The sequence below is a fragment of the Caballeronia sp. M1242 genome (assembly GCF_017220215.1).
In the GTDB taxonomy this organism is placed as follows: Bacteria; Pseudomonadota; Gammaproteobacteria; order Burkholderiales; family Burkholderiaceae; genus Caballeronia.
The window spans coordinates 967,974-982,664 of the sequence record NZ_CP071129.1; the positions used below are offsets into that span (position 1 = coordinate 967,974).

Annotated in this window: 12 protein-coding genes and 1 tRNA gene; 6 read left to right on the top strand and 7 right to left on the bottom strand. The window is 65.4% G+C overall.

All coding sequences use genetic code 11. The annotated features are described in order from the left end of the window. Positions 1-10: 10 nt before the first annotated feature. On the top strand, positions 11-454 hold the full coding sequence (locus tag JYK05_RS04445; RefSeq protein ID WP_241269847.1) for a response regulator: 444 nt from the start codon (positions 11-13) through the stop codon (positions 452-454). A 105-nt stretch (positions 455-559) separates the two neighbouring features. On the opposite strand, the gene JYK05_RS04450 is transcribed toward JYK05_RS04445, so the two are convergent. Together JYK05_RS04450 and JYK05_RS04455 are read right to left on the bottom strand one after the other, a co-directional pair. Beyond that, a complete protein-coding gene (locus JYK05_RS04450) occupies positions 560-1,807 on the bottom strand; it encodes an MFS transporter (protein ID WP_206467903.1) in 1,248 nt (415 codons plus the stop codon). Between the two features lie 100 nt (positions 1,808-1,907). After that, positions 1,908-2,255 (bottom strand): hypothetical protein, encoded by a 348-nt coding sequence (locus JYK05_RS04455; protein WP_206467904.1) that lies wholly within the window; start codon positions 2,253-2,255, stop codon positions 1,908-1,910. A 187-nt stretch (positions 2,256-2,442) separates the two neighbouring features. Between JYK05_RS04455 and JYK05_RS04460 the strand changes: the two genes are divergently transcribed. Beyond that, positions 2,443-2,724 carry a hypothetical protein gene (locus tag JYK05_RS04460; RefSeq protein WP_206467905.1) on the top strand — a complete coding sequence of 94 codons (282 nt, stop codon included), beginning with the start codon at positions 2,443-2,445 and terminating at the stop codon, positions 2,722-2,724. 194 nt (positions 2,725-2,918) lie between these two features. Here JYK05_RS04460 and JYK05_RS04465 read toward each other — a convergent pair whose 3' ends face one another. Both JYK05_RS04465 and JYK05_RS04470 read right to left on the bottom strand, forming a co-directional pair. Then, entirely contained in the window at positions 2,919-3,944 is a 1,026-nt protein-coding gene (locus JYK05_RS04465) for a DUF1254 domain-containing protein (RefSeq protein WP_206467906.1), read from the bottom strand. 73 nt (positions 3,945-4,017) lie between these two features. Continuing rightward, positions 4,018-4,102: transfer RNA gene (locus tag JYK05_RS04470), tRNA-Leu, on the bottom strand. 187 nt (positions 4,103-4,289) lie between these two features. Between JYK05_RS04470 and JYK05_RS04475 the strand changes: the two genes are divergently transcribed. After that, complete coding sequence (locus tag JYK05_RS04475; protein WP_175939962.1) at positions 4,290-4,874, top strand: TMEM175 family protein; 585 nt, start codon at positions 4,290-4,292, stop codon at positions 4,872-4,874. 1 nt (position 4,875) lies between these two features. After that, positions 4,876-5,337 carry a metallophosphoesterase family protein gene (locus tag JYK05_RS04480; RefSeq protein ID WP_241269848.1) on the top strand — a complete coding sequence of 154 codons (462 nt, stop codon included), beginning with the start codon at positions 4,876-4,878 and terminating at the stop codon, positions 5,335-5,337. A gap of 58 nt (positions 5,338-5,395) precedes the next feature. Here JYK05_RS04480 and proP read toward each other — a convergent pair whose 3' ends face one another. The 3 genes from proP to argA form a co-directional block, all read right to left on the bottom strand. Then, on the bottom strand, positions 5,396-6,871 hold the full coding sequence (proP, locus tag JYK05_RS04485) for a glycine betaine/L-proline transporter ProP (RefSeq protein WP_206467908.1): 1,476 nt from the start codon (positions 6,869-6,871) through the stop codon (positions 5,396-5,398). A gap of 644 nt (positions 6,872-7,515) precedes the next feature. Continuing rightward, on the bottom strand, positions 7,516-7,788 hold the full coding sequence (locus tag JYK05_RS04490) for an oxidative damage protection protein (protein WP_062636188.1): 273 nt from the start codon (positions 7,786-7,788) through the stop codon (positions 7,516-7,518). 91 nt (positions 7,789-7,879) lie between these two features. Further along, on the bottom strand, positions 7,880-9,250 hold the full coding sequence (gene argA / locus JYK05_RS04495; protein WP_175939965.1) for an amino-acid N-acetyltransferase: 1,371 nt from the start codon (positions 9,248-9,250) through the stop codon (positions 7,880-7,882). Positions 9,251-9,573: 323 nt separating this feature from the next. Here argA and JYK05_RS04500 point away from each other — a divergent pair, with 323 nt between their 5' ends. Both JYK05_RS04500 and hrpA read left to right on the top strand, forming a co-directional pair. Next, entirely contained in the window at positions 9,574-10,092 is a 519-nt protein-coding gene (locus tag JYK05_RS04500; protein ID WP_175939966.1) for a hypothetical protein, read from the top strand. Positions 10,093-10,217: 125 nt separating this feature from the next. After that, positions 10,218-14,672 carry an ATP-dependent RNA helicase HrpA gene (gene hrpA, locus JYK05_RS04505; protein ID WP_241269849.1) on the top strand — a complete coding sequence of 1,485 codons (4,455 nt, stop codon included), beginning with the start codon at positions 10,218-10,220 and terminating at the stop codon, positions 14,670-14,672. Positions 14,673-14,691: the final 19 nt, after the last annotated feature.

Here is a 14,691-nt window from a genome sequence, read left to right on the forward strand (position 1 = left end):
GATGCCTGCCGTGGGCGACCACATCATCACCGACGATTCGAAAGGGCGGCATGAGCCGCGCGGCGGGCCGCTCGCGGTGCTGCTGATCGAAGATTCGCCGCTGATCCGGCGCAGCCTCACCGAAGCCATCGAGGCGCTCGGGCCGTGGCGCGTGACCGCTTTCGCCGATGCGCCCGACGAGGCCATCGCGCTCTTGTCGTCGCAGCGGTTCGACGCGGTCATCGTCGATCTGCAACTGAAGCGCGGCTCGGGCATTGACGTGCTCGCGTGGCTCAAGAACGCAGACCGGTCGGGAGTCGCCGAGGGCGCTTTCGTCGTCGTGCTGACCAACCACGCGTTGCCGGCGTATCGCGAGCGGTGTCTGCAATACGGCGCGCGGCATTTCTTCGACAAGTCGCTGGAGTTCGACCGCGTGCTCGATGCGTTGTGGGACTATGCGCGGGAGCGGGTTTGAGGCGGGTTTGGGCGTTCGCGCGAAGTTGCGGTTCGACTTTGAAGGCAGTCAGCGGGAACGCCGCTCGACTCGCGTAAGCGTACGCAGAACCGTCATCGCGGCTCGTCACTCCTCTCGCACCTGCCGCGAAACGAGCCGCCGCTCGCGCCCGCGCCAATGACTGAAACCTGCGAGCCCGGTCGCCGCGAGCCCGACGAGACATACGCCTGTCCATCCCATCGCATGCCACGCGAGCGACGCCAGCGCCGAGCCCGCCGCGCCGCCGATGAAGTACGCCACCATGTAGACCGTGTTCACGCGGCTGCGCGCCTCGGGCTTCAGCGCATAGATGCGCGACTGGTTCGATATCTGTGCGGCCTGCACGCCGATATCCAGCACGATCACGCCGACGACCAGCCCCGCGATGCTGCGCGCCGACAGCGCGAACACGACGAACGACAATGCGACGAGCCCGATCGACAGCGAGATCACCGCGCGCGGCCCGCGCTTGTCCGCCGATTTGCCGGCGAGCGGCGCGGCGAGCGCCCCGGCGGCCCCGACGATGCCGAAGAGCCCCGCCGCCTGCGGTCCCATGTGAAACGGCTCGCCCGCGAGCAAGAGCGTGAGCAGCGACCAGAACGCGCTGAAGCCGGCGAAGAGCGCGCCGCCCGTCAGCGCGGCTTCGCGCAGGCCGGGATTTTCGACGGTGAGATGCCACATCGAGACGAGCAGCTTGCCGTAGGAAAGCGTGGATGTCGGCCGGCTCTTCGGGAGCCGCATCAGCACGACGACGGCAAGCGCGATGGTCGCGACGACCGATGCGCCGAACACCGCGCGCCAGCCGAAGTACTGCGCGACGAAACCCGAGACCGTGCGCGCGAGCAGGATGCCGAGCAAAAGCCCGCTCATCACGGTGCCGACGGCGTGGCCGCGCTCGGCGGCCGGCGCGAGTTCGGCGGAGAACGGCACGGCTTGCTGCGCGATCGTCGCTACGACGCCGATCGCGAGACTCGCCGCGATCAGCACCGCGAGCGTCGGCGCGGCGCATGCGGCGACGAGCGAGACGCCCAGCGCGGCGAGCTGAAGCAGGATCAGCATGCGCCGGTCGAAGCGATCGCCGAGCGGCGCGAGCACGAGCATGCCGAGGGCATAGCCGAGCTGCGTGGCGGTCGGCACGGCGCCGATCAGATACGCGTTCTGCGGAAACGACGCGCGGAAGTCGCCGAGCAGCGGCTGGTTGAAATAGATATTGGCGACCGATACGCCCGCGATGGTCGCGAGTAGCCAGAGCGTGGCCCGCGAATAATGCGGATGAGGTTCGGGCGCGTGTGCGTGAGACGATGAGTGAGGCGGCTGATGCGAATGCGCGGACATGAGTTCGTTCCGTCGGACGGCGGGAAGCGGCGTTCGGCCAGCCGCCGATCATACTGGAGACGCGCGACGTTTGCTCAGCGCGCTCGTGGAACCTCGCGCCTCATTCGTCTTCGTCCGCGGCGGGTTTCGGCACGAGCTTCTCGGGGGCGAGCCACCGGAAACCGGTGAGCGTCGTCTCGCTGAACGTGCATTCGGCTGCGGCGGGGACGTCTGTCTTTTTGCTCGCAGGCGGCGTCGGCGGCGTCACGATGACGCCTCGCACGACCACGCGCGAACCATGATAAGCGGCGCCGGAGCCGGTGATCTTGAGCGGCGCGCTCGCCGCATCGGGATACGCCGCGCGCACCTTGTCCTTGCACGTTTCGACATTGCGGTAGTACGACGTGCAGCCCGCCATCAACATCAGCGGAAACGAGCAGGCGAGAAGCAGGCGAGAGCGAGTGTTCATCGAGTCAGTCGGTCGATGCCCGACGCGGCGCGCGCATCGGAGCGTGGGATGAGTGTGCGGCGAAGGCTTTATAACATGGCGCGAGCGGCGCGCCCGGCGCGAGTTTCGCGCGAAGCGAAGGCCGCTTGTTACGCGGACCGGCACGGTAGCACAATCGGCGAATGCGCTCGCGACGGAGGCTGCCGCCATGCGAAAGGACATCGAAGTAGGCGATTACGTGCTCGCGCTCGACACGTTGCCGACATCGCCGCCGGCCGACGGACAGTCGGATGCGTCCGCCGAAGGCTACGCGGTGCGCGTGCGCGTGGCGCGCCTCGACGGGCGACCGCTACACGGAACGACGCTTGTCACCGATTCCGGCGAGATGTCGGGAGATCACGGACCGTTTGCGACGGTCGCGGAGGCGATGGCGCATGGCGAGGCGTGGGGCCGGCATTACGTCTCGCGCATTCTTGAGCATGGCCTGTAGCGCGGGATTGCCGCCCGTTCGGAACGTGGGGGCTTCCGGTCGTCCGCCGTGCATCTAAGCATCGGGACACCCTCTTAGAGACCCGCCAACGGCGCGCGTCAGAAGCTCGCCACTCTTCCGAGCAAGGCGCTTTCAGAAGCGCCTTGACGCTGTTTGTCGCCAGCTTCGGCGTTTGCTAAAGAGCGAGCCGTCTTCTACTGCACAGGCTGAGCATCCGGAAACCGCCACGCGCCACTCAATATTTCCGCGCGAGGACGATACAGCCGCACCCAGTAGGTCCAGTCAGGCGGCGTCGGCAAACAATTCGGGATCACGCCGTCGCATCCGCCGAACTGCACCGTGACCGAGCCGTCGACGTTCTTCTTTGCGGTGACGTCGTTGACCGAGTACGCGTCGTACGCATTTTTCTCAAGACGGCCTTGCGCGTTGTACATGGTGATGGACCAGAAGGCATCGACAGGCACGTCCTTGACCGTCAAGCGGAAGACTTTGGTGCCGTCATTTCCGGGCGGCGTGACGGTGAGATACGTCGCGTCCCTGTCCGGATTACCGCCCCAGCCGGAAGCTGAAGCAATGAGGTGGCGCACCGGATCGACCTCGCCGCGCGAGCCGAACATCCTGTGCGTGTCGGGCAGCGTCGTTGCGAGCGCGAGCAGGGCGTCGCGAACCTTTTTCTGACTGACGGTATCCCACGCCGGAACTTCGAAGCGGCCCGGGCTTGCCTGCTCGGTGCGGATTGCGTCCTGCAATGCATGTGCTTTGGCGAGATCGTCCGGGCTGTTGGGATCGACGAACACGCGCACGCCGAGCAGCACATAGCGCGTACCGACGCGCTGACGGTCGAAGGTATAGCGGCCCGCGCCATAGTGGACGCCCGCGACATAGTGGTCTTCGTCGATGGCCATGAGGGACATGAAACGCTTTCCCGCGTCGGGCATCGTGACGGTCACCGGCCCGGCGTCGAGATCGAACACGGCGGCGGAGTAGAGCGTGTCGCGATTGGTGCGCACGACCACTTGTGAATCTGCGGAGGCGGGAACCCGGCGGTGATCGAACGCCCCGAGACCTTTTGCCCGCGAAACCGCCTGACGGAAATAGAGATCGCTCTCCGCGCGGTTGAAGTTGTCCGCCGTGACGGGCTTCGGCGTCTCCTCTGCGCGCCCGAGCGTGAGGAATGCGAAATAAAACGCTGCCGCGAAGATTCTTGATCTGGCGCTCACTTGAGTCTCCTTACCGCGTGAAATGCTGCTTATTTTGTTTTTTCGTGTTTGTGTGAAGAACACGATGCAGACCTGGTGCCGGGGACCGGACTCGAACCGGCAAGCCGTGAGGCGGCGGATTTTAAGTCCGCTATGTTTACCAATTTCATCACCCCGGCAGGGCGGACGCGATTCTACCATTGCGCCGGGTCGCGCCAAAACCGCGTCGACGCGCGATCCGCCGCGAACGCGCGCGTATTGAAAGCCATTCGACAACCTCGCACGCCTCACGCATAATCGCCGACGGACCGGCGCGCCGGAGAACGCGCGCAACGGCAGGCCGTCGATCACGCGCAAGGACACACGATGGGCAAAACCCGGCTCGAAGCGTTCAGCGATGGCGTCATCGCCATCATCATCACGATCATGGTGCTCGAACTCAAAGTGCCGCACGGTCACGACTTCGCCGCGCTCGCGCCGCTCGTGCCGGTGCTCGCGGCGTACGTGTTGAGCTTCGTCTATGTCGGCATCTACTGGAGCAATCACCATCACCTGCTGCACGCCATCGGGCGCGTGAACGGCTCGGCGTTGTGGGCGAACCTGCATCTGCTCTTCTGGCTGTCGCTCTTTCCGTTCACGACCAACTGGATGGGCGAGAGCCATCTGAGCGCCGTGCCGACCGCGTGCTACGGCTTCGTGCTGTTCATGACGGCCGTTGCCTGGTACATCCTGACGCGCGTGCTGATCGCCATGCATGGTGAAAACACGCGGCTCGAACGCGCCGTCGGCGCGGACCGCAAGGGCAAGGTGTCGGTGACGCTGTATCTGCTGGCGATTGCCGCGTCGTTCTGGCAGCCGTGGATCGCGGCGGTCATCTATGCGGTCGTGGCCGCCGGCTGGCTGGTGCCGGACCGGCGCATCGAGCGCATGCTGGCGAGCGAGGAGCATTGACTTGCCGACGACGCGCATCGGTCTCATCTCCGACACGCACAATCTCGTGCGCCCCGAGGCGCTCGATGCGCTGCGCGATTGCGCGCACATCATTCATGCGGGCGATATCTGCAAGCATGAGGTGCTCGACGCGCTCGCGTCGCTCGCGCCGCTGACCGTCGTTCGCGGCAACAACGACGTCGCCGGGAGCGTCGCGCATCTGCCGGAGCACGCGCGCATCGAAGTGGCCGGCGCGACGATCCACGTCGTGCACGATATCGCCGATGTTCCCGATAGGCTCGACGGCGTCGATGTCGTCGTGACGGGGCATTCGCACAAGCCGGTCGTCGCGCGGCGCGGCGGCGTGCTCTTCGTGAATCCGGGCAGCGCGGGGCCGCGCCGCTTCAAATTGCCGATCAGCGTCGGCCTGCTCGACATCGGCGAGGCGGGGATCGAGGCGCGCATCGTCACGCTCATCGCATGAAAAAGGCCGGCGTCCTCTCAGACGCCGGCCTTTCGCGCTTCTTGTTTCCAGCAGTCGCTTACGCGCGGACCGTGCCTTCCGGGAAGCCGTCGTCCATCTCGGCCGCCTCGCGATGGCCGCGCAGGATCGCATGCGCTTCGGAGTGCGTGGCGACCGCGGGCGGCGAGCCCTTCAGCGGCTTCTTCGCCGTTTCGTGCAGCGCGAGCACCGAGACGATGCCGATCACCGACGCGCCCATCAGATAGTACGCGGGCATCATCAGGTTGCCGGTCTTGCCGACGAGCCATGCCGTGACGAGCGGCGTCGTGCCGCCGAAGAGCGACACCGACACGTTGAAGCCGATGGCGAGCGCGCCGTAGCGAATCTTCGTCGGGAAGAGCGCGGGCAGCGACGACGGCATCACGCCCGTGAAGGTCGACAGCAGCGCGCCGAGGATCATCATGCCGGCGAAAATCGACGGCATCGTGCCCATGCGGATCAGCGAAAGCGAGGGAATCGACAGCACCAGCAGCCCGACGCAGCCCGCGAGCATCACCGGCTTGCGGCCGATCTTGTCGGACAGGCGTCCGGCCAGCAGCGTGAGCGGCATCATCAGCACCATCACCACGAGCACGATGAAGAGACCGTGCGTCTCGTTGAACTTGAGCGTGGCGGACAGATAGCTCGGCAGATACGAAAGCGCCATGTAGTCGGTCACGTTGAAGATCAGCACGAGACCCACGCATTGCAGCAGCGGCTTCCATTGCGCGAGCAGCGTTTCGCGGAACTGCCCCTTCGTCGTTTCGTGCGCGGCCGCTTCCATCTTGTCGGCTTCGCGCTGGAACGCGGGCGTTTCCTCGAGCTTCATGCGGATATAGAGACCGATCAGGCCGAGCGGCCCGGCGACGAGGAACGGAATGCGCCAGCCCCAGCTCAACAGCGCGTCTTGCGAGAGCGCGCCTGTCAGCACCGCGACGACACCCGCGCCCAGCACGTAGCCGACGAGCGTGCCGAATTCGAGAAAGCTCGCCATGAAGCCGCGCTTCTTGTCCGGCGAGAACTCGGCGATGAACGTCGCCGCGCCGCCGTACTCGCCGCCCGTGGAGAAGCCCTGCACGAGGCGCGCGACGAGCAGTAGCACCGGCGCCATCACGCCGATGCTTCCATAGCTCGGAATCAGGCCGATACAGAAGGTGCCGATGGCCATCATGATCATGGTCATCGCGAGCACGCGCTTGCGGCCGATGCGGTCGCCGAGCGGCCCGAACACCATGCCGCCGAGCGGGCGCACGAGAAACGCCGCAGCGAACGTGCCGAAGGTGGCGAGCAACTGCGCGGTCGGGCTGGACGAGGGGAAGAACACCTTGCCGAGCGTCACGGCGATATAGCTGTACACGCCGAAGTCGAACCATTCCATCGCATTGCCGATGGCCATGGCGCCGACCGCGCGCTTGAGCAGGGATTGATCGACGATGGTGATGTCGTCGAGGGAAAGTGAGTTAGCTTGATTCGATGTGTGGCGCTTGCGCCAAAGGCCGTCGTTCAGGGCGGTCATAGGTTGAAGACTCCGTGTCGAGTGCCGGGATGCTCGCGAAAAGCATCGGGCGCGCCGCCTAAGCAGCGCATGGGCCGGATAGTGCAGTTTCGTGACGGCGCCGCGAGCCGTTCCGACCGTCAGGACGAGAGCGAATGGCTCCGCCGAGCGTCGGACAGGGCGCCCGAAGCTGACGATCGAAGAAAAGCGGTGCCGGTGCCTCGCGGTGGAAGTCGCGAAATTGCACTCGGATTAAACAAACGAATTGGACGCGCGGACGGCAAGCCGGGAGGCAGCCGCGGGTGGAACCGCAACGTCGGCGAAAACTAAGGCTTGGAACGAAAAAGGCCGGCGTACTGCTTAACCGACAAGCCTCTTTGTATAAAAAACTGTCACTACCACGCGTTACCCGATAAACGGTATGCCGAGCAGGCCGCGCGTTAATGATGGTGAATTGCTGTTGATAACGAGCAAGATGATAACACGATGACAGACGATCTGCAAACCGGCTTGTAATTTGGGCAGTGCCCGACCCGCGCTATCCCTTACAGGGCTTAGGATTGCGCCGAGTTGTGTCCTATGCGTCGGATGTTCTAAACGGTACGTGCAAGCAATAAAAAACCGACCTCGAAGGGTCGGTTCCTGCGACGGTTGCGAGCCGGAAATTAGCTTTGCGGCGGCACGTATCCCGAGGCCGTATCGGCGCCTTCGCCGAAGAAATACTTCTCCGTCTGCTTCAGCAGATACTGGCGCGCGCGCGGGTCGGCCATGTTCAGGCGATTTTCGTTGATGAGCATCGTCTGCTGCTTGAGCCAGCCTTGCCACGCTTCCTTCGAGACCGTTTCGTAGATACGTTTGCCGAGTTCGCCCGGCAGCGGCGGGAAGTCCAGTCCCTCGGCTTCCTTGCCGAGCTTTGCGCATTGAACCATTCGGGCCATCTGTGTTTCTCCTTTATCGACCGGTGTCGGCTTGGCCTACCGGTTCCATGATTTGCAATCCGGGCACGCGCGGCGCGCGTCCGTAGTCAGTTCAAAGCTGTTTCATTAAGACGAGCGACTTGCGCTGCCAGTTGTAGAGACGGCGGCGGTCTTCCGGCAGATCGTCCACCGTCACCTTTACGAAGCCGCGCTTCAGGAACCAGTGTTCCGTGCGCGTCGTCAGCACGAAGATGCGCGTGAGGCCGCGCGCGCGGGCGCGCTGCTCGATGCGTTTCAAAAGCCGCTCGCCGTCGCCGGAACCTTGCGCTTCGGGCGCGACGGTGAGACACGCCATCTCGCCGATGCGCTCCTGCGTGTACGGATACAGCGCCGCGCAGCCGAAGAGCACGCCGTCGTGCTCGATGACCGAGAAGTGATCGATATCCCGCTCGATCTGATGACGCCCGCGCCGCACGAGCGTGCCGTCGGCTTCGAGCGGCTCGATCAGCGTGAGAATGCCGCCGACGTCGTCGGGCGTGGCTTCGCGCAGGCTTTCGAGGTTCTCGTACGAGATCATCGTGCCGACGCCGTCGTGCAGGAACAGTTCGAGGAGCACGCTGCCGTCGAGCGCGTACGGAATGATGTGCGCCCGTGCCACGCCGCCGCGACAGGCGCGAATGGCGTGTTTCAGATAGAACGCGGTGTCGCCCTGCAATTCGCCCGATTCGTGCAGGCGGTAAGCGTCGTCCAGCGACATTTCGCGCACCAGTGCGCCTTCCTGATCGACGAGGCCCGGAATCTCCGTCACGAAGATGATCTTGTCGGCGCGCAGCGCGATGGCGGCGGCGGACGCGACGTCTTCCATCGACAGATTGAAGGCTTCGCCCGTCGGCGAGAAGCCGAGCGAGGACAGCAGCACGATCTTGTTGCTCGCGAGCGACTGGCGCACCGAATCGCCGTCGATCTTGCGCACGACGCCCGTGTGCTGGAAATCGACGCCATCCAGAATGCCGACCGGCCGCGCCGTCACGAAGTTGCCGGACACGACGCTGATGTGCGCGTGCGCCATCGGCGTGTTCGGCAGACCCTGGCTGATGGCGGCCTCGATGTCGAGACGCACTTCGCCGGCGGCTTCCTTCGCGGATTCGAGCGCGCGGGCATCCGTTATGCGCAGTCCATGCGAGAACGACGATTCGACGCCGTGCAGGCTCAACTGTTCGTCCAGCTGCGGACGCGAGCCGTGGACGAGCAGGATCTGAATGCCCATCGCGTGCAGCAGGCCGACGTCCTGCACCAGCGCGTTCAGCCGTCCTTCCTGCACGAGTTCCCCGCCGAACGCGACGACGAACGTCTTGTTCCGGAACGCGTGAATATAGGGCGCCACGGAGCGCATCCAGTCGACGAACTGGCCGAGGGAAGTCGGCGCGTCGGCTTCGCTTGCGGGCGGCTGCGACGCGAGGGTGAGGTCGGTTTGGGAATTCATGCCGGGATTATAATGCGACGCTATGCCGAATGTTTCCAGACGCCCCGTTCAGCCGGGCCAGCCGCAGTCCGCCGATAAGACCCTCACCGCTCAGGAGCAGTTGAAGAAACTGCGCGAGAACCTGTTGCGCGATGCGCGGCCGAGCGAGGCGCCGGGCGAATCGGCCGGGCTCAGCAAGAAAGAGCTGGCGGCGCGGCGGTTCGCGGGGGCGCAGGACGAGTCGAAGCAGACGCAGCTATCGCGCGATGCCGGGGCGGGGCGCGCGCTGAAGTCGTCGGGCGACGCGGGTTCGAAAGGGCCAAACGCGGGCGCGCGCGGATCGGATGCTGACAAGACGCATCGCGTTGCTGGGTCGGCCGCGGAAAGCGCTGCACGGCCATCGGGGAAGTCTGATCGCGGGACGCGATCGCCCGTTGTCCGAAGCGCGGACGATGCTGCGAAGCGCTCCCAATCTGATCAACGCGGCGCAGTTGCACCGAAGCCGGATCGCGCAACGCAATCGCGAACTGGCCGAAGCGCGGAGGAGAGCGCAAATGCGGCACAGTCCAGCCAACGCGGCCTGGATGCGCCGAGGCCGAACTCCTCGACTCAATCGCGCGCTGCGTCAGGCGCGGAAAGCGCAGCGAACGCTGACCAATCAAATCGACGCGGCGCAGAAGCGGCCAAGCCGGGTCGCCTCACCACGTCGGCCGGTGTCCGAAGCGCGGACGATGCCGCGCAGCTTGATCAACCTGTGCAACGCGGCGCAGTTGCACCGAAGCCGGATCGCGCAACGCAATTGCGAGCCGGCCGCAGCGCGGAAGACGGCGCGAAGGCGGCACAGCCGAACGAACGCGGCGTAGGTGCGCCAAGGCCGGATCCCGCGACTCAATCGCGCGCTGGGGCACGCGCGGAAAGCGCCGTCAAGCTTGAAGAATCTAACCAACACGGTGCCGGCGCGCTGAAGTCCAATCGTGGGGCGCAACCCGTGGCTGTCTCCAACGCGGAACGCGTCGCGAACCCGGCACAATCGAACGAACGCGGCGCAGAGGCGGCGAAGCCGAGTCGCCAAACGCAATCGCCCGTTGTGCGCGGCCCGGGATCGGCACAATCGGATCAACGCGAAACGAGCGCGTCGAAGCCGCATCATGCGGACCAGTCGGACGTGGGCCGAAGCGCAAAAAACGGCACGAACGTCGAGCAGCCCCACCGGCGCGGTGCGAGCGCGGTGGAGCGGCATCGCGCGGAGCAATCGCCCGCTGTTCCCGGCGCGCAAAAGCCGGCACAATCGAATCAGCGTGAATCGGAGCGCCACAGCGACGGCCCCGCGCGCGCTCGGTCGCAAGAACGGGCGGCGGCATCGTCGGGCGGCGAAACGAACGCCGCGCCCCGAGCGGACGACGGCGCTTCCCACCGCGAAGCGCGCCGCGCGAACGCAGACGAGCACACGCACGCCGCCGCCGCGAAACGCGACGACCGCATCCCAACGCAGAACACAACGCCGGCCCATCGCAATCCGCGCAGCGCCGACACGCAGCCCGGCGCCGAAGCACGCCCCGACCGCAAGCGCGACAAACCCCGCACCGTCACGCCGAACCCGATTCCCCCGATCACATTCCCCGAGGCGCTGCCCGTCTCCGGCCGTCGCGAAGAGATCGCGCGTGCGATCGAGTCGAATCAGGTCGTGATCGTCAGCGGCGAGACTGGCTCCGGCAAGACCACGCAGCTGCCGAAAATCTGCCTCGCGCTCGGACGCGGCCTCGGCGCGGGCGGCGCCGGCTTGATCGGTCATACGCAGCCGCGCCGGATCGCGGCCTCGGCGACAGGGCGGCGAATCGCCGAAGAACTCGGCACGCCGTTCGGCGAAGTCGTCGGCTACAAGGTGCGCTTCACGGACAATCTCGCGCCCGGCGCGTCCGTCAAGCTGATGACCGACGGCATTCTGCTCGCCGAAACGCAGACCGATCCGCTGCTGAAGGCGTACGACACGATCATCATCGACGAGGCGCACGAGCGCAGCCTCAACATCGACTTTCTGCTCGGCTATTTAAAGGAAATCCTGCCGCAGCGCCCGGACCTGAAGCTGATCGTCACATCAGCGACCATCGACGCCGGCCGTTTTGCGCGCCATTTCGGCAGCGAGGACAAGCCCGCGCCGGTGATCGAAGTGAGCGGGCGGCTGTATCCGGTCGAAATCCGCTATCGCCCGATCGAAGAGGAAAGCGAGGCGATCAAGAACGCGCAGGGCACGCCGCAGAAACGAAGCGACCGCAAGACGGACCGCGATCTGATGGAAGGCATCGTCGATGCCGTCGACGAACTCTGCCGCGAAGGCCCCGGCGACGTGCTCGTGTTTCTGCCCGGCGAGCGCGAAATTCGCGACGCCGCCGAGGCGCTGCGCAAGCACCATCCGCCGCATACGGAGATTCTGCCGCTGTTCGCGCGCCTGTCGGCGCAGGAGCAGGAGCGCGTGTTCAGGCCGTCGAACGCGCGGCGCATCGTGCTGGCCACGAACGTCGCGGAGACATCGCTGACGGTGCCGGGCATCCGCTATGTCGTCGATACGGGCACCGCGCGCGTCAAACGCTATTCGTACCGCAACAAGGTCGAGCAGCTGCAGGTCGAGCCGGTGTCGCAGGCGGCGGCGAACCAGCGCGCGGGCCGCTGCGGGCGCGTGGCGGACGGCGTGTGCATCCGGCTTTACGACGAAGCCGACTTCCAGTCGCGTCCGCGCTTCACCGATCCGGAGATTCTGCGTTCGTCGCTCGCGTCGGTGATTCTGCGCATGAAGTCGCTGCATCTGACGGAAATCGAGACGTTCCCGTTCATCGAGCCGCCGCCGGGACGCGCGATCGCGGACGGCTATCAATTGCTGAACGAACTCGGCGCAGTCGATGACGACAACGCGTTGACGAGTCTCGGCCGGGAACTCGCGCGCCTGCCGCTCGATCCGCGCGTCGGCCGCATGATCCTCGCCGCGCGCGATCATCACGCGCTCACCGAAGTGCTCGTGATCGCGTCCGCGCTCTCGGTCCAGGACCCGCGCGACCGGCCGATCGAAGCGCAGGAGCAGGCCGACGAGAAGCATCGTCAGTTCGTCGACGAGCGTTCCGAATTCCTGCAATGGACGCGCATCTGGAAGTGGTTCGAGGAAGCCGTCGCGCACAAGAAGTCGAACAAGCAGCTCGCCGACGCGTGCCGCGCGAATTTCCTGTCGCATGTGCGGCTGCGCGAATGGCGCGACGTGCATTCGCAATTGCTGACCGTCGTGCGCGAGCATGGCTGGCGGTTGAACGAATCGGATGCGACCTTCGAGCAGGTGCATCTGTCGCTGCTGACGGGCTTGCTCGGCAACATCGGCGTGAAGGCTGACGACGAGCCGCATTATCTCGGCGCGCGCGGCATCAAGTTCCATTTGTGGCCGGGCTCGGCGCTGCTGAAAAAAGCGGGGCGCTGGGTGATGGCGGGCGAGCTCGTCGAGACGAGCCGGCTGTATGCGCGGACCATCGCCAAAATCGAACCGGAATGGCTCGAAACGGTCGGCGCGCATTTGCTGAAGAAATCGCTCTCGGACGCGCATTGGGAGAAGAAGGCAGCGCAAGTCGTCGCGTTCGAACGCGCGACGCTTTACGGCCTCACCGTGTACGCGCGGCGGCGCGTGAGCTTCGGCAAGCAGGACTCGAAATACGCGCGTGAGCTCTTCATTCGCGGCGCGCTCGTCGAAGGCGAGTTCGACACGCGTCTGCCGTTTTTCGCGCATAACCGCAAGCTGGTCGCGGATATCGAGCAACTGGAGCACAAGTCGCGCCGCCAGGACGTGCTCGTCGACGACGAACTGATCTACGCGTTCTACGATTCGCTCGTGCCCGAAGGCATTTGGACGGGCGCGGCGTTCGAGCGTTGGTATCGCGACGAACAAAAGAAAGAGGGCAGGCAGCAACTGCTTTTCCTGTCGCGCGACGACCTCATGCGCCATGAAGCCGCCGGCGTCACGACGGACCTGTTCCCGAAGCGCATGACGATGTCGGGCATCGAGATGACGCTGTCGTATCACTTCGAGCCGGGCGCGCCACGCGACGGCGTGACGCTCACGGTGCCGCTCTACGGGCTGAATCAGATCGACGCGCGCCGCGTCGAATGGCTCGTGCCGGGCATGATCAAGGAAAAGACGCAACTGCTCTTGAAGTCGCTGCCGCAGAAACTGCGCCGGCATGTGGTGCCGTTGCCGGAATACGCGGCCGCCTTCGCCGAGCGTCACGCGGGGCCAAAATTCGGCGCGGGCGCGCTGATCGACGCGCTCATCGCGGATATTCGCGAACAGACGCAAATCGCCGTAAAAAGCGCGGATTTCAAGCTGGAAACGCTGCCGGCGCATCTGTTCATGAACTTCAAGGTGATCGACGAGCACGGCCGGCAACTCGCGATGGGCCGCAATCTAGCGCAATTGCGCGGAGAACTCGGCGGACAGGCGCAGCAGCACTTTCAGAAGCTCACGGCGGAAGCGGCGAGCGTCGCGCTCGACGCGCTTTCGGGCGATGGAGGCGATTCGAACGTACCGGCCGCCCAGGCCGCGCCCGCCGAAAGCACCGCGCTCTACGAAAACCTGACGACGTGGAACTTCGGCAAACTGCCGGAGTTGCTCGAAATCCGCCGGCGCGGGCAGACGCTTTTCGGCTATCCGGCGCTGGTGGATCGCATCACGCACTGCGACGTTGAAGTGTTCGATTCGCCGGAAGAAGCGGCGCGCATTCATCGCGCGGGCTTGCGGCGGCTTTTCGCGCTGCAATTGCGCGAGCCGATCCGCTATCTGGAAAAGAACCTGCCGGGCCTGCGCGAAATGTCGGTGCAATTCATGGCGCTCGGCACCGCCGACGAGTTGCGCGACCAGATCGTCGAGACGGCGCTCGACCGCGCATGCCTGCAAGACCCGCTGCCCGACGACGACGCCAGCTTTCACGCCCGCCGCGACGCCGCGAAAGGGCGCCTCACGTTGCTGGCGAACGAAATCGCGCGCCTCGCGGGGACGATTCTCGCGGAATACGCCGCGCTCACTAAGAAGCTCGCGCAGGCGAAGCCCTTCGCCACCGCCTACGCCGACATGCAGGCACAGTTAAGCGGGCTGATCGGCAAACGCTTCGTGATCGACACGCCGTACGCGCAGCTCGCGCACTTCCCGCGCTATCTGAAAGGCATCGCGCTGCGCATCGACAAGCTGAAGGCCGATTCCGCCCGCGACGCGCGCCTGATGGCGGAATTGCTGCCGCTCGTGCAGCAGTACCAGCGGACCTTGTCGCAGCGCGGCGGCGTCGCGGATGCGCGGCTCGCGGAGTATCGGTGGCTGCTGGAAGAACTGCGCGTGTCTCTCTTCGCGCAGGAGTTGCGCACGCCGATGCCCATTTCCGTGAAACGCCTTCACAAGGTCTGGGAATCGATGCAGCGGTGACGCGTCCGCGTTCTCGCGC